This is a genomic window from Slackia exigua ATCC 700122, from assembly GCF_000162875.1.
Classification (GTDB): domain Bacteria; phylum Actinomycetota; class Coriobacteriia; order Coriobacteriales; family Eggerthellaceae; genus Slackia; species Slackia exigua.
Genome location: NZ_GG700630.1, coordinates 880,539 through 897,600, shown reverse-complemented (window position 1 = coordinate 897,600; position 17,062 = coordinate 880,539). Strand labels below are relative to the sequence as shown.

The window sequence follows — 17,062 nt, the reverse complement described above, 5'->3', positions numbered from 1 at the left end:
TGCGCGCAGCGTGCGCCTTCACGTGCGATCGCAGGCGGGGAAAGGCTTCGCGCTTCGCGAGCCGTTTTTCAAGATCCCATATCGATGAAGGAGAAATGAATGAAAGAGTGTCCTATATGCGGCTCGCGTTGCTTCGACGACATGGATAGGTGCTACGGATGCCTGCATGATTTCACGAGAGACGAGGCCGGTGCCGTGGAATCGGGCGTCGATGGCTCAGGAGCAGGAAGCGGCGAAGAGGCGCATGCGCTTCGACGGAGCGCCTCTCGGCAGGTATCTCATGCGCCGAGCGATCCGGGTTCGCCGGAGGGGGATGTGCGGCCGGAACATGCCGCGCCCGCCCTATCGTCGTTGAACCTCGGTTCCGCTTCGGGAGAGCTTTCGTTCGTCGTGAGGATCTCGCTCAGCCCCATGGCTTCTTGAGCATCTCGGGACGAGCCGTATGGAATAAATATCCGTAGTTTACTTTTTAGTTAGTTGAGGATTACTATAATGCCTTAGTTTGTCGAGTTTACTTCGCACGGCATTCGTGCGAAGGATGATGAGAAGGAGGTGCAGGCATGGAAGATACCGCTCTTTCCGCAGGCGCGCATAATGCATCGACGGGCGTCAGCATGCCGAGCATGCCGCTTTCGTTTCTTCATGTGAACGAAAGCGCGACCATCGTGAGCATCCATGCGGACGAGAAGCTCCACCACCACCTTGAGAACATGGGGTTCGTGGAGGGCGCTTCCGTGACGATCGCGTCCCAGAATGCCGGCAACATCATCGTGCAGGTGAAGGGCGCCAGCATCGGCCTCGATAAGAACATGGCTCGCAAGATCATCGTGGGCTAGCGTAACTCGTATTGCACGCCGCTTCCCGCAATGGGGGCGGCGTTGCGATAGCCACTATCCAATCGAAAAAGGAAGGGGGAAGAACGATGGAGACGAAACAGGTCACGCTCAAGGAGATTCCCGTCGGCGGCAAGGCCAAGGTCCTGAAGATCACGGGATCCGGCGCCGTCAAGAAGCACATCATGGACATGGGCGTCACCAAGGGCGCGGAAGTGTTCGTGCGCAAGGTCGCTCCTATGGGCGATCCGGTCGAATACACCGTGCGCGGCTACGAGCTCTCGCTTCGCAAGGACGAGGCTCAGAACGTCGTCGTCGAGCCGCTCGCGTAGCGGCGGCGAACGACGTCGGCCGTGAAACAAGATGCCGATGGGCAAGGACCGCTTCAAGCGGTTTTTTACGGCATCGGGGTTAACGAGAGTTGACCGTATAAGGTAAGGAAGGAATGAAATGGCTATCCGCATTGCTCTTGCAGGCAATCCCAATTGCGGCAAGACCACAATGTTCAACAAGCTCACGGGCGCGAACCAATACGTTGGCAACTGGCCCGGGGTCACTGTTGAGAAGAAAGAAGGAAAGTACCTACGCGACAAGACCGTGACCATCACGGACTTGCCGGGTATTTACTCTCTCTCCCCGTACTCGCCCGAGGAGATCGTCGCGCGCGATTACCTCATCGACGAACGTCCCGACTGCGTGGTCAATCTGGTCGACGCGACCAACCTCGAGCGCAACCTGTATCTCACCACGCAGATCGTCAACCTCGGCCTTCCCGTGGTGGTCGCGCTGAACATGGCCGACCTCCTCGAGAAGAACGGCGACAAGATCGACCTGGCGAAGCTCTCGAAGACGCTGGGGTGCCCCGTCGTCACGACGAGCGCCCTGCATAACAAGGGCCTCGACGAGCTTCTCGACGAGGCGATCAAGGCGGCGAACGCCGGCGTGGCCGCCAAACCCGCCTTCAGGTTCGACGCCGCCGTCGAAGACGCGCTCGCCGAAATCGAGAAGACCCTGACCGCCACGCCGGATTACCTCCGTCGCTGGTACGCCATCAAGCTCTTCGAGCATGAGGAGCGCGCCATCGCGACGCTCAAGCCGGGCAAGGACGTCCTCGCGAAGGCCAAGGCCGTTCGAGAAGGCCTTGAGAGCCAGTTCGACGACGACGCGGAGTCCATCGTCACGTCAGAACGCTACGACGCCATCGCGCATATCGTCGATGAGACCGTCAAGCGCTCCGGCAAGACCCTGACCGCCACGCAGAAGATCGACCGCATCGTCACGAGCCGTTGGCTCGGCCTGCCGATCTTCATCCTGGTCATGTTCATCGTCTACTACGTCTCCATCTCCACGGTCGGCACGGGTGCGACCGACTGGGTCAACGACAGCCTGTTCGGCGATGGGTTCTTCATTTCCGGAGGCGACGGCTTCGAAGAGGCGACGGCGGCCGCCGAAGAGGCGGGCGCGGAAGCTCCCGATCCGTCCGAATTCGGAACCTGGGTCAACGGCATCCCCACCGTGGTGACCGGCGCCCTTGAATCGGTCGACGCCGCTCCTTGGCTCCAGTCGCTGATCATCGACGGCATCATCGCGGGCGTCGGCGCCGTTCTCGGCTTCATCCCGCAGATGCTCGTGCTCTTCCTCTTCCTGGCGTTCCTCGAAGGATGCGGCTACATGTCGCGCGTCGCGTTCGTCATGGACCGCATCTTCCGCAAGTTCGGTCTGTCGGGCAAGAGCTTCATCCCCATGCTCATCGCCTCCGGCTGCGGCGTGCCCGCCGTCATGTCCACTCAAACGATCGAGAGCGAGAAGGATCGTCATATGACGATCATGACCACGACCATGATTCCGTGCTCGGCCAAGCTGCCGATCATCGCTCTGGTCTTCGGTGCCCTTGCCGGCGCCGAGGACAGCACGGTCTGGTGGGTCGCTCCGCTGTTCTACTTCATGGGCGTCACGGCGATCATCGTCTCCGGCATCATGCTGCGCAAGACGCGCCTGTTCGCCGGCGAGGCAACGCCGTTCGTCATGGAGCTTCCCCAGTACCACGTTCCCACGGTGCGTTTCGTCCTGCAGTCTTCGTGGGATCGCATCAAGAGCTACTGCATCAAAGCCGGTACCATCATCTTCCTGTCCACGATCGTCATTTGGTTCCTGCTCAACTTCGGGTTCGGCGAGGGATCGTTCGGCCTCATCGATCAGGAAACCCAGATGGATTCCAGCCTGATGGCGTACCTGGGCAAGGGTCTTGCCTGGATCTTCATCCCGCTCGGCTTCGGCGACTGGCAGGCTACCGTCACGACCGTCACCGGACTCGTCGCCAAGGAGAACGTCGTCGCCACGATGGGCATTCTCACGAGTCTCGGATCCGAGGTCGGCGAGACCGACCCGTCGCTGTGGTCGTCCTTCGCCGCCATGTTCGGCGGATCAGCCCCCGCGATCATGGCGTTCTGCGCGTTCAACCTGCTGTGCGCGCCGTGCTTCGCCGCCATCGGCACCATTTGGCGCCAGATGGGCAATGCCAAGTGGACGTGGATCGCGATCGGGTATATGACCGGGTTCGCGTATGTCGTCGGTCTGATCATCTACCAGCTCGGCATGCTGCTCTCGGGCCAGGGCTTCGGCATCGGCACCGTCATCGCCGTCATCGCCCTCGCAGGCATCCTCTTCCAGCTCTTCCGTCCCATGCCTCATTTCGAGGACAAGAAGGATGAAGCGGTCGTAGAGAACGCGTAGCGATTCCGTTGCTTCTATCGGGTCCTGGACGCATGCGTTCGGGGCCCGATGTACGTTATGCGATGAGAAAACGAACGATCCTGTGAAAGGAGGATGAGGTCATGAACTTCTCGACATTCATCATCCTGCTCGTGCTCATCGGCCTTGTGACCCTGTCTATCAGGTACTATCGGAAGAAGGGCACGTGCGGGTATAAGGATAAGTGCGGCCATCAGGATTGCAACGCCGAATACACCGGGGAATGCAGCGCGGCGGAGAAGATGATGGAAGACGTCCGCCGCAACCTTGAGTCGCATTCTTGACAGGAATGCTTAATGGGACGGAGATCCCGTCGTGCGTGCAGGAGGGGCCTTCGAGTCGTTGCGTCATGACGGGTCGAAATCCTCGGCCGCATGTTCCGTTCGAAGAATGTATTCTTCCGTCCGGCATTCGCAAACGCGGAGCTTGGCGGAAGGATTTCTTGCTAGAATGCAAGCAGTATCACCATCGTGCAGTATCACCGATGCGCCTCGAGGGTTCGAACCTGAGAGCCGCCGAGCCTCCACGGGGCCTTGCAGTCGCGTATTTCGCGTGAAGCAGGCATGCGTGGACGCAGGAAGGGTCTGACATGACGAACGCTCCCACCGAAACAATGCTCGAGTCTCGCGAAGACGAGGTCCTGAGCCATTCGCTCGAAGACTACCTCGAAGCCATCGTCGATCTTGCGGGGCCGGAGCGCAAGCCCATCCGCGCGGTCGACCTTGCCAACAAGCTCGACGTCTCCAAGGCGTCGGTTTCCAAGGCCCTCACGACCCTCAAGGCGAAAAGCTATGTGGAACAGCCGTACTACGGTGACGTCACGCTTACCGAAGAGGGCGAGGAATACGGCTCGTACATCTGGCGCAAGCATAACAAGCTCTATAAGTTCCTGAACGAGACGCTCGGTATCGAACCGGAGCTTGCGAACTACGAGGCATGCCAGATGGAACACACCATCAGCCGCGATTCGTTCGCGAAATGGGAAGCGTTCTTCGAAGGGCTTGAATCGAAGAACTGACGCTTCCATTGCGGTTTTTCCGAATTACTTATGGGCGGCATCTTTCAGGTGCCGCCTTCTTGTATCGTGGCATGCATTCCGCTCGCTTCCCAGGCACAGAAGGATGGCCGTCCCATGCACGTAGAGCTGCTGTACCATACGCCCGAACCCGAGCGCGCCATCGCCACGGCCGCACGCCTGTGCTATGCGCCCGTCGGTGCTGCCGAGCTGATGGAGACCATGCCTGCAGAGCGTGTGACCAGCGTGCTTTCAACGATTCTGAAAAGCGGCCACCATTCGACGCTCGAACATGCGAGCTATACGTTCGCGGTCGAAGGCGTCTCGCGCGCCTTGACGCACCAGCTGGTGCGTCATCGCATCGCAAGCTTCAATCAGCAGTCGCAGCGCTACGTCAAGTTCAAAGAAGGCGTCCCATACGTGACGCCCGATTCCGTATCGTCCGACCCTGAGCTCTCGCGCGTCTTCGATGCGGCCGTCGATGCGGCCGTGCAGGCCTACGAGAAGCTCCTCGCTGCGGGCGTCCCCGCAGAAGATGCGCGCTACCTGCTTCCGAATGCGACGGAATCCAAGATCGTCATCACGATGAACGTTCGCTCTCTGCTCAATTTCTTCTCGCTGCGCTGCTGCAATCGCGCGCAATGGGAAATTCGCGAGCTCGCATGGAAGATGCTCGAGCTCGCGCGTCCGACCGCACCGTTCATCTTCATGGACGCGGGTCCGTCGTGCGTGCGCGAGGGCTGCCACGAGGGGAAGATGACCTGCAAGAACCCGTATCCTAAGATCGTGAGGCCGTAACCTATGCCGAAAGCCCGCATCGAAAGCGATTTGAACAGGGCCTTCGCCGAAGACGGTCCGCTGAAGACGCATGTGGGCGGGCAAGCCCTGCTGGGCGGCATCATGATGCGCGGGAAATACAACTGGTCCGTGGCCGTGCGCGAGTCCGATGGTTCCATCTATACCGAGGAACATGACCTTGCAAGCGGCCGTCGCAGGAACTCCTGGATGCATTGGCCCGTCGTGCGCGGATGCCGTGCGTTCGTCGAAAGCCTCGCGCTCAGCTACAAGGCCTCGGGCATCGCGGCGGAGCATGCCTTCGCGGAATTCACCGAAGATGCCGACGGGGAACCATCCTCCTTGTCGACACCCGCTTCCATCGCGTGCGCCGGCGCCGGCGACGCGGCTCTTGCCGATATGCCGGCATCCCCGTCGACGACGCCTTGCGCGGATGTCCCCGACGCCTCCGGCACGTCCGATGCCTGTGGCGTGCTCGCAGCCTCGAAAGAGACTCCGTCCACGAAGGCCGGAAAGCGTTCGGGCGACGGCGGCTTCGGCGGCAAAGAAGTCACCATCTCCCTGGTCATCGGCCTTATACTGGGCGTCGTGCTCTTCGTCGTGCTGCCTGCGTTCCTCGCGAACGCCATCGTCGGCGAGTACGATGCGCATACGTTCGCATGGAATATCGTCGACGGCATCGTACGCGTCGCCATCTTCGTGTTCTATATCTGGCTCATCGGCCATATGAAGGACGTCCGCGACATGTTCGGCTATCACGGCGCCGAGCACAAGACCATCCACTGCTTCGAACACGGGCTTCCGCTGACCGCCGAGAACGCGCGGTCGTTTCCGCGACTGCACGTGCGATGCGGCACCGCGTTCCTCATCATGGTCATGATCATCGCGATCATCGTGTATACCCTCACGCCCTTGAACGCGCTCATCTCCGCCTGGGGCGTTCCCGACGGCGCTCCGAAGCTTGCGCTGGTCATCGTCGTGCGGATCCTGCTCATGCCCCTCATCGCGGGCCTAAGCTACGAGATCACGGTGAAGTGGGCGGGCAGCCATCCCGATAATCCGCTGGTCAAAGTCATCTTATGGCCCGGCATGCAGATGCAGTATCTGACGACGAACGAACCTGACGACGGTCAGATCGAATGCGCCATCGCGGCCATGCGACTCGTGCTCGAACGCGAGGAACGGGAGGAAGGCGCGGCCCATGCGTCCTGATACCCGTCAAACCGTTCAGCGTTCGCTCGTTCTCGAGGCCGTTCGCGCATCGAACGACCATCCGACCGCCATCGACGTCTTCGAGACCGTGCGCGGGAAGCACCCGTCCATCTCCCGCGCGACCGTCTATCGCAACCTGAACGTTCTCGCCGATGCAGGGCGTATCCAGCGGATCAGCGTGCCCGATGCCGCGGATCGCTTCGACTGGCGCCTCGATGCGCACGGGCATGGAATCTGCGTGCGCTGCGGGAAGGTGGTCGACGTGGAATTGAACGACGGCATCTCGATTCCATCCCTCGTTCGCGGCGACGCGCCGATGGACATCGATTCGTTCACGGTCGTATTCTCGGGCATCTGCGACGAATGCCGAGGCCAAGAATCGAATTCGCTCTAGGATGCGGGTACCCGGCGCATGCGCTCGGCCGCACGGGTTCGCACTTAGAAGATATTTCCCGACTCGGTGACCTCGGCGATGCCCTTCTTGTCGGCATATCCGCTCAAAAACAGCGTGAGCGCGCCGTCGCCCGTCACGTTGCAGGCGGTTCCGAAGCTGTCCTGCAGCGCGAAGATGGTGAGGATCAGCGCCGTGCCGGTCGCATCGAATCCGAGCACGCCTGCAACCAAGCCCAAGGATGCCATGACCGTGCCGCCGGGAACGCCGGGCGCCCCGAGGGCGAAGATTCCGAGCAGAAGGCAGAAGAGCACCATCGTCGCGATGTTCGGGATGAATCCGTAGAGCATCTGGGAGATGGTCATGCAGAAGAACACCTCGGTCAGGACGGAGCCGCACAGGTGGATGTTCGCGAACAGGGGAATGCCGAAGCGCACCATGTCCTTGCGCAGCGGCTCGGCCTTCTCGGCGCACTGGAGCGACACGGCGAGCGTCGCGGCGGAAGACATCGTGCCGATGGCCGTCAGGTACGCGGGTCCGTACCGCCTCAGCACGTTCAGCGGGTTCTTGCCCGAATACGCGCCGGCCACACCGTAGATCAGCGCAAGCCAGAGGTAGTGCCCGACGATGACGATGAGAATGACCGCGAGGAAGACAGGCAGCTGCTTGGTGATGGTTCCTTCGTACGACAGGCACCAGAACGTCGAGGCGATGAAGACGGGCAGCAGCGGGATGACGATCTTCGTCACGATGGCGAGCACGATCTTCTGGAATTCGTCGAGCAGCTTCGCCATGGTCTCGCCGCGCGTCCAGACGGTGGCCAAGCCGAGCAGGATGGCCAGCACGAGCGCGCTCATGACCGGCATGATCTGAGGAATATCGAGCTGGAAGACGACGTTCGGAAGCTCCTTGAGGCCGTCGACCGTCGTGGCGATGGAGAGGTGGGGGATGATCGCGTATCCGGCGACGGTCGAGAAGAGCGCGGCGCCGATGGACGATAGGTAGGCGATGACGACGGCGACCCCTAAGACGCGCGAAACGTTCGAGCCGAGCTTGGTGATGGACGGCGCGATGAATCCGATGATGATGAGCGGCACGCAGAACATGATGATCTGGCTCAGCACGTATTTGACGGTGACCACGACGTTCATGACGGATTCGTTCGAGACGAGCCCGAGGACGATGCCGACGACGACGGATACGAGAAGGATGAAGGGCAGGCTCGTGACTATCTTCTTCATGGCATGCTTTCCGTGACGGGCGTGCCGTCTCCCTGCGGCCCGCGGATCGGTGCATAAATGTACCAGTTTCATCGGCAGGAACGTTCGAGAGCGCGACGAGCGGAGGAGGATGGCGGGGCTGCTGCGGCAGAGACGCTACTCGGCGCCTTCGCCCGCATGCGTCTCGCGGCGCGTCATGGGCGCGATGGCCGTGATCACAGCGTCGATGACGTCGTTCGCATGCGCAGGGTCGTCGATGCTCAGGGCGAGCTTGCCCTTGAATCCGTATTCGGTGATTTCGGAGAAGGAGGCATGAGGCCCCTCCGTGATGGGGCATACGGATTCGGCGGCCTGTTTGGCGGATGCTTCGATGTCCCGCTTCACGGCACGCATATCATGCGCGTCGCCCGTCACGGCGAAGGGCACCGAGACGCGTTCCGCCGGGGGGAGCTGGACGAGGGCGGTCGTCGCGATGACCGAGTTCGGTATGACCACCGTTTCGCCGAGACGGTTCGAAATGGTGGTATGGCGCCAGTTCACGTCCTGCACCACGCCGGCATCTCCGCCGACTTCGATGTGGTCGCCCGGCACGACGATGCCCATGAGCGTCATCTGAAGGCCGCCGATGAAGTTGGAGAGCGTGTCCTTCAGCCCGAGCGATAGGGCGACGCCTCCGACGCCTAGGGCGGTCACGAGCGCGTTCACGTTCACGTCGAAGCAGGCATCGAGCATCACGCTGATGCCGATAGCCCAGATGGCACCGCGCACGACATTGACGATGAGGCTTGTGGACGGCAGGGGCGTCGCGTCTTTGTCCAACAGGTGGCGCAGAGCCTTGGCGGCGACGTGGGCGAGCGCCGCCGTGACGATGACGATGACGACGGCCATGAGAAGGTCGCGTGCGAACTCGCTTTCCGACGAGATGCCTAATGTCGCGAGGAACTGGGTCATGGCCTGCCTTCCGAAAAGCCGCCCGTGGGCGGAGAGATGGGCGAGATGCGGCCCGGCGCCGTAGGGGAAGCGCGCTTCGCCGTATTCGCGCCGTCGGGCCGTGCCAACATATCATGTCGGAATCGCTCGGTCGAATCAGCGATTGGCAAGGTTCGCGTAAGATAGGGGCGAACGGACCGCCATCGATCCTTAAGGAGCCGCCGTGCCGCCGAAACCGAAGCTTGCCATCAGCGCCTGCCTGATGGGGGAGCCGTGCACGTATCGGGGAGGCCACCATCGCCTGGATTGCCTCGCGCAGCTCGAGGCCGCGTTCGACCTGGTGCCCTTCTGCCCCGAGACGGCAGGCGGGCTGCCCGTGCCGCGTGACCCCGCTGAAATCAGCGGCGGACGGGTCATGTCGTGCGCGGGCGAGGATGTGACCGACGCGTTCGTCCGCGGGGCCGGGTCCTGCCTTGCGTATGCGCTCGATGCCGGCTGCACGCATGCCCTTCTCAAAGGCAAGAGCCCGTCGTGCGGATGCGGGAGCGTCTACGACGGGACCTTCTCGGGCCGGCTCGTCGCCGGCGACGGCATAACGGCCGCGCTCTTCAAGAAGGCGGGGATCGAGGTCTTTCCGGATACGAAGGCGCGCATGCTGATCGAAGCCGCCTCGACTGCGCGCGGATAGGTTTCGAGCGAGCATCGGGACCGAGCCTGCGACCATGACCGGCCCGGCTGCGCGCGGATTACGCCGGATACGCCTGCGACGTGCAGCCGTCGGCGAGTATGCGCGAGAGCCGCCTCGACTGCGCGCGGATATGCTGCTCGGAGCGGCGGATGCCTCTCGGCGCCCGCCACCGTGCGCGTGTTCGGTTCAGGCTGCGCGCGCCCTCAGGCGGATGACGCAGGCGATTCCATACGGCGATGTCCGATGCCTTGCGCATGCGCGGCGGTAGAAAGCAGGGTTTCAGCAGGAATTTCGGAGGGTTTGGGGAAGGTCTCTTCGAGGGTGGGAGCGCATGGGGGCTATGGTACAATGCAACGGCTTGTCTGAGAGATGGCAGGCCCCGCATGCAAAAGCACGCGGGAACCGCAACTGTAGGCCCCCGAGACATGTTGTATTCAACCACCATGGCGAAGGGTCCCTGTGCTTGAAAGGGGTCCGTTTTGACCGACATCAAGAACACGTCCGTCATCGATTTCGAGGACATCAGCGACGAGCAGATGAACGCGATGATCGATGGCACCCTGACCGACTTCGACGAAGGCGATCTGGTCAAGGGCACCGTCGTGCAGATCGAGCATGACGAGGTTCTGCTCGACATCGGGTTCAAGAGCGAAGGCGTCATTCCTTCCCGCGAGCTCTCCATCCGCAAGGATGCCGATCCCTCCGAGATCGTCGCCCTCGGCGACGAGATCGAGGCCCTCGTCCTCCAGAAGGAAGACAAGGAAGGCCGTCTCATCCTGTCCAAGAAGCGCGCCGAGTACGAACGCGCCTGGATCAGCGTCGAAGAGAAGTTCAAGGCCGGCGAAGCCGTCACCGGCGAAGTCATCGAAGTCGTCAAGGGCGGCCTGATCATCGACATCGGACTGCGCGGCTTTTTGCCTGCATCCCTCGTCGACCTGCGTCGCGTCAAGGATCTCGACATGTATCTCGGCACCGAGCTCGAGGCCCGCGTCATCGAGATGGACCGCAACCGCAACAACGTCGTGCTCTCCCGCCGCGTCCTCCTCGAAGAGGGCCGCAAGAACGAGCGCGCCGAAATCCTCAGCAAGCTCACCAAGGGCATGCGCCTCAAGGGCACCGTCTCCTCGATCGTCGACTTCGGCGCATTCGTGGATCTCGGCGGCATCGACGGCCTGGTCCACATCTCCGAGCTTTCCTGGAACCACGTCAACCATCCCTCCGAGGTCGTCAAGGTCGGCCAGGAAGTGGAGGTCGAGGTTCTGGACGTCGATCTGAGCCGCGAGCGCATCTCCCTCGGCCTCAAGCAGACCACGCCTGATCCGTGGATCAAGCTCGTCGAGTCCTATCCGGTCGGCTCCGTCATCGACGGCAAGGTCACCAAGATCGTTCCGTTCGGAGCATTCGTCGAACTCGGCAGCAATGTCGAAGGCCTGGTCCACATCTCCGAGATGGCTCCTCGCCGCATCGAGACCCCGGCTCAGGTCGTCAAGGTCGGCCAGGAGGTCAAGGTGAAGGTCATGGAGGTCAACCCCGACCGTCGCCGCATCTCCCTGTCGATGAAGGCCGCCGCCGAAGAGCTGGGCATCGAAATCGAAATCGACGAGACCGTCCAGGCCGAGCCTCGCCAGCCCCGCAAGAAGGACCGCAAGGACGAAGAGTCCGAAGCCGCTGCGGAGTAAGCACCCCTCGCACCCATCGACCGGACCGTCTCATCAAGCAAGGCGGTCCGGTCTTGAAGAACCCGGCGTCCGTGCATCATGGGCGTCGGGTTCTTCGTATGCGTAGATGAGGTAGTATCGCGTACCGAGGAAGAGATGCACGGCGCATCGAAAGGAGTCGGCGCATGAGCGGACGCGCGCCCATCGTCATAGTGGCAGGCGGGATCGGTTCCGGAAAAAGCCTGGTTGCGCGCCTCATGTCCGACTATGGAGCGGCGGTCATCGATCTGGACGCCATCGGGCGCGACGTCCTGCGCGATCCTGACGTCGCGTCCGCCCTGGCGCATGCGTTCGGTCCGGACGTCGTCGATTCCGACGGACGCGTCGATGCTGCCGCGCTTGCGCGTGCGGCGTTCTCGACGCCCGAAGGAACCGAGACGCTCAACGGGATAACGCATCCCGCCATCATCGAGGCTGCCCGTGCACGTTCCGAGGCGCTTGCGCTTACGCATCCTCTCGTCGCGGTCGAGGTGAGCGCAGGGGAAGCCACGCATGAACGGTACCCCTGGTCCGATGCCGTCGTCGCCGTCGTGGCCCCTCTCGAGACCCGCATCGCCCGCGTCGTCGCGCGCGGCCGGCAACGCGAAGAGGATGCCCGTGCACGGGCATCGCGCCAGCCGGACGAGGCCACGCTGCGTGCATGGGCCGATTATGCGATCGTGAACGACGGCCGCATCGAGGACGTCGAGAAGCAGGTCCGCCGTCTCGTCGATGTCCTGACGGGTTTTCCCCCTGGTGCGCGCCGCGCATCTCCATCAGACGTACGATAGCCGAAACGTCCCCGCCTGCACCGTGCAGGCGGGCAGACGCACGACGGAGGAGTTCGCGCATGTCCAGCCATCTCAAGAACATCGAAGGCGCCGTCATGGAAGGCAAGCTTCCCGAGGTGCGCCTATCGAGCGAACCGTTCAAGGTTGTGTCCCCCTACGAACCGTCGGGTGATCAGCCTCAGGCCATCGCGTCGCTCGCCGAAGGCGTCGAGCGCGGTCTGCGCTATCAGACGCTTCTCGGCGTGACAGGGTCGGGCAAGACGTTCACGATGGCGAAGACCATCGAGGCCGTGCAGAAGCCCACGCTCGTCATGGCGCCGAACAAGACGCTCGCCGCCCAGCTCGCTGCCGAGCTCAAGGAGTTCTTCCCCCATAACGCGGTCGTCTATTTCGTCAGCTATTACGACTACTATCAGCCGGAAGCCTACGTGCCTCAGACCGACACGTTCATCGAGAAGGACGCCTCCATCAACGAAGAGGTCGAGAAGCTGCGCCATGCCGCGACCTCAAGCCTGCTCAGCCGTCGCGATGTTATCGTCGTCGCCTCCGTGAGCTGCATCTACGGCATCGGAAGTCCGATGGACTACGCCGGCATGGCCGTGTTCGTCGACCGGCAGAAGCCTGCCGAGCGTGACGACGTGATCCATCAGCTCATCGACATCCAATACGATCGCAACGATTACGAGCTGTCACGCGGCACCTTCCGCGTGCGCGGAGATGCGCTCGACGTCTTCCCTCCGTATGCCGACAATCCGTTGCGCATCGAGTTCTGGGGCGACGAGATCGAATCCATCCAGGAGATCGACAATCTCACGGGCGAGGTGCTGATGAGCTTCGAGGCCATTCCTATCTGGCCCGCATCGCACTATGTCACGGCGCGTCCCAAGATGCGGAAGGCGATCGGCACGATCCAGGAGGAGCTGCGCGGGCGCCTTGAGCAGCTGCGCGCCGAAGGCAAGCTCCTCGAGGCGCAGCGGCTCGAGATGCGCACCAACTACGATCTCGAGATGCTCGAAACCATGGGCTTCTGCTCCGGCATCGAGAACTATTCGCGCCATCTCGACGGCCGCAGCCCCGGCGAGCCGCCGTATACGCTCATCGATTATTTCCCGGACGACTTCCTCTGCATCATCGACGAGAGCCATGTGACGGTTCCGCAGATCAGAGGTATGCACGAGGGTGACCGTAGCAGGAAGGTCACGCTCGCCGAGCATGGGTTCCGCCTTCCGAGCTGCCTTGACAACCGCCCGCTGCGCTTCGACGAGTTCGAGGAGCGCGTTCCTCAGTTCATCTACGTGTCGGCGACTCCGGGCGATTACGAGAACCGTGTGAGCGAGCGGCGCGTCGAGCAGATCATCCGTCCGACGGGGCTCCTCGATCCCGAAATCGAGGTACGCCCGATAGCCAGCCAGATCGACGACATCATCGACGAGGCGCGCGCACGCTCGGACGCCCATGAACGCGTGCTTATCACGACGCTTACGAAGAAAATGGCCGAAGATCTGACCGATCATCTTCTTGATCAAGGGATCCGATCGCGATACATGCACAGCGACATCGGTACGCTCGAGCGCGTGGAAATCCTTCGCGACCTGCGTACAGGTGAATTCGACGTGCTCGTCGGCATCAACCTGCTGCGCGAGGGGCTCGACCTGCCGGAGGTCACGCTCGTCGCAATCCTCGATGCCGATAAAGAAGGCTTCCTGCGCAATCATCGCAGCCTGATCCAGACGATCGGCCGCGCCGCGCGCAACGTGTCGGGCAAGGTGATCATGTACGCCGACAAGATCACCGATTCCATGGATCTCGCGATCACCGAGACGCGCCGCCGCCGCGCCATCCAGATGGCTTACAACGAAGAGCATGGCATCGAGCCGAAGACCATCCGCAAGGCCATCAACGACGTCATGGGATTCATCACGGATGGCGACAACAACGAGGTCGGTACGGCCGAAGACGTGAACAAGGTGCTTGCGGAGCTTTCGCGCGGGGAAGTGATGCGCATCATTGCAGGCATGGAGGAGGAGATGGCCTCAGCATCCGAATCGATGGACTTCGAAGAGGCCGCGCGTCTGCGCGACCAGGTGGTGAAGCTTCGCGCGCAGATGGAGGGGACGGACGAGCGCGATGTGCTTGCCGATCTGAAGAAGACGGCGCGCAAAGGAAGCGCGTTCGGAAACCGCAAGAACGCGGCTTACGGTTCGAGCCGCAGGTCATAAGACGTCCTTTGCATGCGAAGACGGCCCCGCATGCATCGCGGGGCCGTCAAAGGGGAAGGAGAAGCGGGTTGGGCGTATGGAGGTGCGGCTCTAGTCGATCGAGATGAGCTTCTTGGTCTCGACCTCGGGAAGCGCCTGCTTCTTCGGGACGGTGACGGAAAGGATGCCGTTCTCGAACTTCGCGTGGATGTCTTCCTCGGAGATATCCTCTCCGACATAGAAGCTGCGGCGGCATTTGCCGGTGAAGCGCTCCTTGCGCAGATAGGTTCCGGCTTCGTCCTTCTCTTCGTTCTCGGATTCGGTGGACGCCTCGATGGTCAGGTATCCGTCCTCGATTTCCGCGTGGACGTTTTCCTTCTTGAAGCCGGGCAGGTCGATATCGATCTCGAACGTCGTGTCGGTTTCTTTGATATCGGTCCTCATCGTGGTGGGCAGGGGCTTGCGAGCAGTGCTGCGGGCAGGGGTTCCGAAGACGCTGTCGAACGGATCGCTCAGGAAGTCATCGAAGAAGCCGTGATTGCGGGGTACCAGCATCATGATCATCATCTCCTAGCAAGAGGTCGCGGCTATCGTTCAGGCCGCATTTCTTTTGACGCCTTGAAGCATAGGAGCTTGATTGGCACTCTGCAAGCGAGAGTGCCAATACGATACCGTTCTGTAATCTTCGTTTCATACACGCAGGAAATCTAAGTCTATGTATTGAGATATTTCTCTTATGGAGCGGCAGGAAGAGACGGCAGGGAAGGCCGGGGCATCGGCGCATTCGGCGAAAGAGCCCTCTACGAACGAAGCCCCGCAGAATGCGAGGCTTCGAATACGAGCGAATGGTTCGGTTCAGACGCGGGAAACCCTTCTCGCGAAGCGTCCTTAGGCGTCTTCGTCGGCGAGCAGCGTCTCGGCGATGGGATTGCCCTGCTTCTCGTCTTTGACCGCGTCGTCGAGGTGCGACGCATCGACGTGCCAGCACTCGGTCTGCGGCAGGCCAGGGATGACGTTCGCGACGAAGACCGGGTCGATGCCCTGGGCCTTCTGAGCTTCGTAGTCCTTGAGCGCGGCGAGCGCCCACTTGCCGAGGATCAGGATGACGATGATGTTGATGGTCGCCTGGATGCCCATGAAGATGTCCGCGAGGTTCCATGCGAGCGTGAGGTTGGACTGCGCGCCGAAGAAGATGACGATGCAGCACAGGATGCGGAAGACGTAGAGGGCGGGCTTGCTGCCGGTGATGTATTTGAAATTGCCCTCGGCATAGAAATAGTTGCCGATCAGGCTCGAGAAGGCGAAGAAGAAGATCGCGAGCGTCATGAAGTGCAGGCCCGCTGCGCCGAATCCGTTCTGCATGGCGGCCTGGACAAGCGTCATGTTGGTGAGCGCCGCCTCTCCGGTCGCGCCGCCCCATGCGATGAGGTCCACGTTGTCGTTGACGAAGAACATGATCATGACGGCGGAGCAGGAGCAGATGATGATCGTGTCGATGAAGACGGAGAATGTCTGCACCAGGCCCTGCTTGACGGGATGGGAGACCGATGCGGATGCAGCGGCGTTCGGAGCGGAACCCATGCCGGCCTCGTTGGAGAACAGGCCGCGCTTGATGCCCTGGACGACCATCGAGCCGGCGAAGCCGCCGACGACGGAGCTGAAATCGAAGGCCTCGGTCACGATGGTGGCGAAGATGCCGGGAAGCTCGCCGATGTTCATGATCGAGAGAATAATGGTCAAAAGGATGTAGCCGCCGGCCATGGTGGGAACGATGACCGAGGTCATGTAGCTGATGAGCCGTGTTCCGCCGAAGATGATGAAGGCGAAGACGACTGCGAGCAGGATGCCGAGGGCCATGGGGGCCGCGGTCTGCGTGTAGTTCGGGATGTACGCCTGGAGCGAGGAGCTCATGTTGTAGGTCTGCAGGCCGTTGAAGCCCAGGCCGAAGCAGAGCAGCAGCGAAATGGCGAAGACGACGCCGAGCGCGCGGCTGTGCAGCGCCTGCTGGATATAGTAGGCGGGGCCGCCTCGGAACTCGCCGTTCTCGCCGCGGACCTTCCAGATCTGCGCGAGGGTGGATTCGATGAATGCGGATGCGGAGGAGATGGTGGCCATGACCCACATCCAGAAGACCGCGCCCGGCCCGCCGACGGCGATGGCCGTGGCGACGCCGGCGATGTTGCCCGTGCCGACGCGGGAGGCGGTGGAGACCATCAGGGCCTGGAACGAGGAAACGCTCTTCTTGCCGGGCACATGCTTGTGCTCCGTGAGATGCCTGATCATGTCTTTGAACCCGCGGAACTGGATGAACTTCGTGCGGATGGAGAAGTACAGCCCGGTGAAGATGAGGAGGAATACCAGGAAGTACGTGTACATATACGTATCGATGGTATCCGTTACGGCGACGAGTGCGTCCATGGACGGCCTTTCTTGTATGCATGCGGCTGCGCATCGCGGCGACATGCTCCTACAGTTACATAACGCGGTATTTTACCGTTCGATGACGCGTTTGTGCCGTTTCAAAGGAATTAAATCGACGCC

16 protein-coding genes are annotated in these 17,062 nt (G+C 61.7%); 12 read left to right on the top strand and 4 right to left on the bottom strand.

The genetic code is table 11. The features are described from left to right. Nucleotides 1–560 precede the first annotated feature (560 nt). The 8 genes from HMPREF0762_RS03915 (at nt 561) to HMPREF0762_RS03880 (ending at nt 7,000) form a co-directional block, all read left to right on the top strand. Nucleotides 561–836: a FeoA family protein gene (locus HMPREF0762_RS03915; RefSeq protein WP_006362152.1), complete on the top strand. Its 276-nt coding sequence runs from the start codon at nt 561–563 to the stop codon at nt 834–836. Between the two features lie 86 nt (nt 837–922). Continuing rightward, a complete protein-coding gene (locus HMPREF0762_RS03910; RefSeq protein ID WP_006362151.1) occupies nt 923–1,165 on the top strand; it encodes a FeoA family protein in 243 nt (80 codons plus the stop codon). 118 nt (nt 1,166–1,283) lie between these two features. Continuing rightward, nucleotides 1,284–3,566 (top strand): ferrous iron transporter B, encoded by a 2,283-nt coding sequence (gene feoB, locus HMPREF0762_RS03905; RefSeq protein ID WP_040618998.1) that lies wholly within the window; start codon nt 1,284–1,286, stop codon nt 3,564–3,566. Between the two features lie 101 nt (nt 3,567–3,667). Beyond that, nucleotides 3,668–3,868, top strand: coding sequence for a hypothetical protein (locus tag HMPREF0762_RS03900; RefSeq protein ID WP_006362149.1), 201 nt, complete (start codon nt 3,668–3,670; stop codon nt 3,866–3,868). Between the two features lie 305 nt (nt 3,869–4,173). Then, on the top strand, nt 4,174–4,602 hold the full coding sequence (locus HMPREF0762_RS03895; RefSeq protein WP_006362147.1) for a metal-dependent transcriptional regulator: 429 nt from the start codon (nt 4,174–4,176) through the stop codon (nt 4,600–4,602). Between the two features lie 114 nt (nt 4,603–4,716). Beyond that, nucleotides 4,717–5,397, top strand: a complete 681-nt coding sequence (thyX, locus tag HMPREF0762_RS03890; protein WP_009077393.1) for an FAD-dependent thymidylate synthase — start codon at nt 4,717–4,719, stop codon at nt 5,395–5,397. A gap of 3 nt (nt 5,398–5,400) precedes the next feature. After that, nucleotides 5,401–6,606, top strand: a complete 1,206-nt coding sequence (locus tag HMPREF0762_RS03885; RefSeq protein WP_006362145.1) for a DUF1385 domain-containing protein — start codon at nt 5,401–5,403, stop codon at nt 6,604–6,606. Then, nucleotides 6,596–7,000: a Fur family transcriptional regulator gene (locus HMPREF0762_RS03880; protein WP_006362144.1), complete on the top strand. Its 405-nt coding sequence runs from the start codon at nt 6,596–6,598 to the stop codon at nt 6,998–7,000. Before HMPREF0762_RS03885 ends, HMPREF0762_RS03880 begins: the two co-directional genes overlap by 11 nt. A 44-nt stretch (nt 7,001–7,044) precedes the next feature. On the opposite strand, the gene HMPREF0762_RS03875 is transcribed toward HMPREF0762_RS03880, so the two are convergent. Together HMPREF0762_RS03875 and HMPREF0762_RS03870 are read right to left on the bottom strand one after the other, a co-directional pair. Next, nucleotides 7,045–8,238: a dicarboxylate/amino acid:cation symporter gene (locus HMPREF0762_RS03875; protein ID WP_006362143.1), complete on the bottom strand. Its 1,194-nt coding sequence runs from the start codon at nt 8,236–8,238 to the stop codon at nt 7,045–7,047. A 135-nt stretch (nt 8,239–8,373) separates the two neighbouring features. Next, nucleotides 8,374–9,168 (bottom strand): mechanosensitive ion channel family protein, encoded by a 795-nt coding sequence (locus HMPREF0762_RS03870; protein WP_006362142.1) that lies wholly within the window; start codon nt 9,166–9,168, stop codon nt 8,374–8,376. 202 nt (nt 9,169–9,370) lie between these two features. Here HMPREF0762_RS03870 and HMPREF0762_RS03865 point away from each other — a divergent pair, with 202 nt between their 5' ends. The 4 genes from HMPREF0762_RS03865 to uvrB all read left to right on the top strand — a co-directional run bounded on the left by HMPREF0762_RS03865 (nt 9,371) and on the right by uvrB (nt 14,542). Beyond that, nucleotides 9,371–9,835 carry a 2-thiouracil desulfurase family protein gene (locus tag HMPREF0762_RS03865; protein WP_084779347.1) on the top strand — a complete coding sequence of 155 codons (465 nt, stop codon included), beginning with the start codon at nt 9,371–9,373 and terminating at the stop codon, nt 9,833–9,835. A 479-nt stretch (nt 9,836–10,314) separates the two neighbouring features. Continuing rightward, complete coding sequence (gene rpsA / locus HMPREF0762_RS03860; protein WP_006362138.1) at nt 10,315–11,514, top strand: 30S ribosomal protein S1; 1,200 nt, start codon at nt 10,315–10,317, stop codon at nt 11,512–11,514. A gap of 164 nt (nt 11,515–11,678) precedes the next feature. Next, nucleotides 11,679–12,323 (top strand): dephospho-CoA kinase, encoded by a 645-nt coding sequence (gene coaE / locus HMPREF0762_RS03855; RefSeq protein WP_006362137.1) that lies wholly within the window; start codon nt 11,679–11,681, stop codon nt 12,321–12,323. 59 nt (nt 12,324–12,382) lie between these two features. Beyond that, nucleotides 12,383–14,542, top strand: coding sequence for an excinuclease ABC subunit UvrB (uvrB, locus tag HMPREF0762_RS03850; RefSeq protein ID WP_006362136.1), 2,160 nt, complete (start codon nt 12,383–12,385; stop codon nt 14,540–14,542). A gap of 90 nt (nt 14,543–14,632) precedes the next feature. On the opposite strand, the gene HMPREF0762_RS03845 is transcribed toward uvrB, so the two are convergent. Both HMPREF0762_RS03845 and HMPREF0762_RS03840 read right to left on the bottom strand, forming a co-directional pair. Beyond that, nucleotides 14,633–15,088 carry an Hsp20/alpha crystallin family protein gene (locus HMPREF0762_RS03845; protein ID WP_006362135.1) on the bottom strand — a complete coding sequence of 152 codons (456 nt, stop codon included), beginning with the start codon at nt 15,086–15,088 and terminating at the stop codon, nt 14,633–14,635. Between the two features lie 321 nt (nt 15,089–15,409). Then, the gene (locus HMPREF0762_RS03840; RefSeq protein WP_006362133.1) at nt 15,410–16,939 is read right to left on the bottom strand and encodes an alanine/glycine:cation symporter family protein; all 1,530 of its coding nucleotides are present in this window, start codon (nt 16,937–16,939) and stop codon (nt 15,410–15,412) included. Between the last annotated feature and the right edge of the window lie 123 nt (nt 16,940–17,062).

Bases quoted from the DNA above. Each gene is read 5' to 3' on its own strand.
- HMPREF0762_RS03915 (WP_006362152.1), top strand. From the start codon at position 561: ATGGAAGATACCGCTCTTTCCGCAGGCGCGCATAATGCATCGACGGGC.
- HMPREF0762_RS03910 (WP_006362151.1), top strand. From the start codon at position 923: ATGGAGACGAAACAGGTCACGCTCAAGGAGATTCCCGTCGGCGGCAAG.
- feoB (WP_040618998.1), top strand. From the start codon at position 1,284: ATGGCTATCCGCATTGCTCTTGCAGGCAATCCCAATTGCGGCAAGACC.
- HMPREF0762_RS03900 (WP_006362149.1), top strand. From the start codon at position 3,668: ATGAACTTCTCGACATTCATCATCCTGCTCGTGCTCATCGGCCTTGTG.
- HMPREF0762_RS03895 (WP_006362147.1), top strand. From the start codon at position 4,174: ATGACGAACGCTCCCACCGAAACAATGCTCGAGTCTCGCGAAGACGAG.
- thyX (WP_009077393.1), top strand. From the start codon at position 4,717: ATGCACGTAGAGCTGCTGTACCATACGCCCGAACCCGAGCGCGCCATC.
- HMPREF0762_RS03885 (WP_006362145.1), top strand. From the start codon at position 5,401: ATGCCGAAAGCCCGCATCGAAAGCGATTTGAACAGGGCCTTCGCCGAA.
- HMPREF0762_RS03880 (WP_006362144.1), top strand. From the start codon at position 6,596: ATGCGTCCTGATACCCGTCAAACCGTTCAGCGTTCGCTCGTTCTCGAG.
- HMPREF0762_RS03875 (WP_006362143.1), bottom strand. From the start codon at position 8,238: ATGAAGAAGATAGTCACGAGCCTGCCCTTCATCCTTCTCGTATCCGTC.
- HMPREF0762_RS03870 (WP_006362142.1), bottom strand. From the start codon at position 9,168: ATGACCCAGTTCCTCGCGACATTAGGCATCTCGTCGGAAAGCGAGTTC.
- coaE (WP_006362137.1), top strand. From the start codon at position 11,679: ATGAGCGGACGCGCGCCCATCGTCATAGTGGCAGGCGGGATCGGTTCC.
- uvrB (WP_006362136.1), top strand. From the start codon at position 12,383: ATGTCCAGCCATCTCAAGAACATCGAAGGCGCCGTCATGGAAGGCAAG.
- HMPREF0762_RS03845 (WP_006362135.1), bottom strand. From the start codon at position 15,088: ATGATGATCATGATGCTGGTACCCCGCAATCACGGCTTCTTCGATGAC.
- HMPREF0762_RS03840 (WP_006362133.1), bottom strand. From the start codon at position 16,939: ATGGACGCACTCGTCGCCGTAACGGATACCATCGATACGTATATGTAC.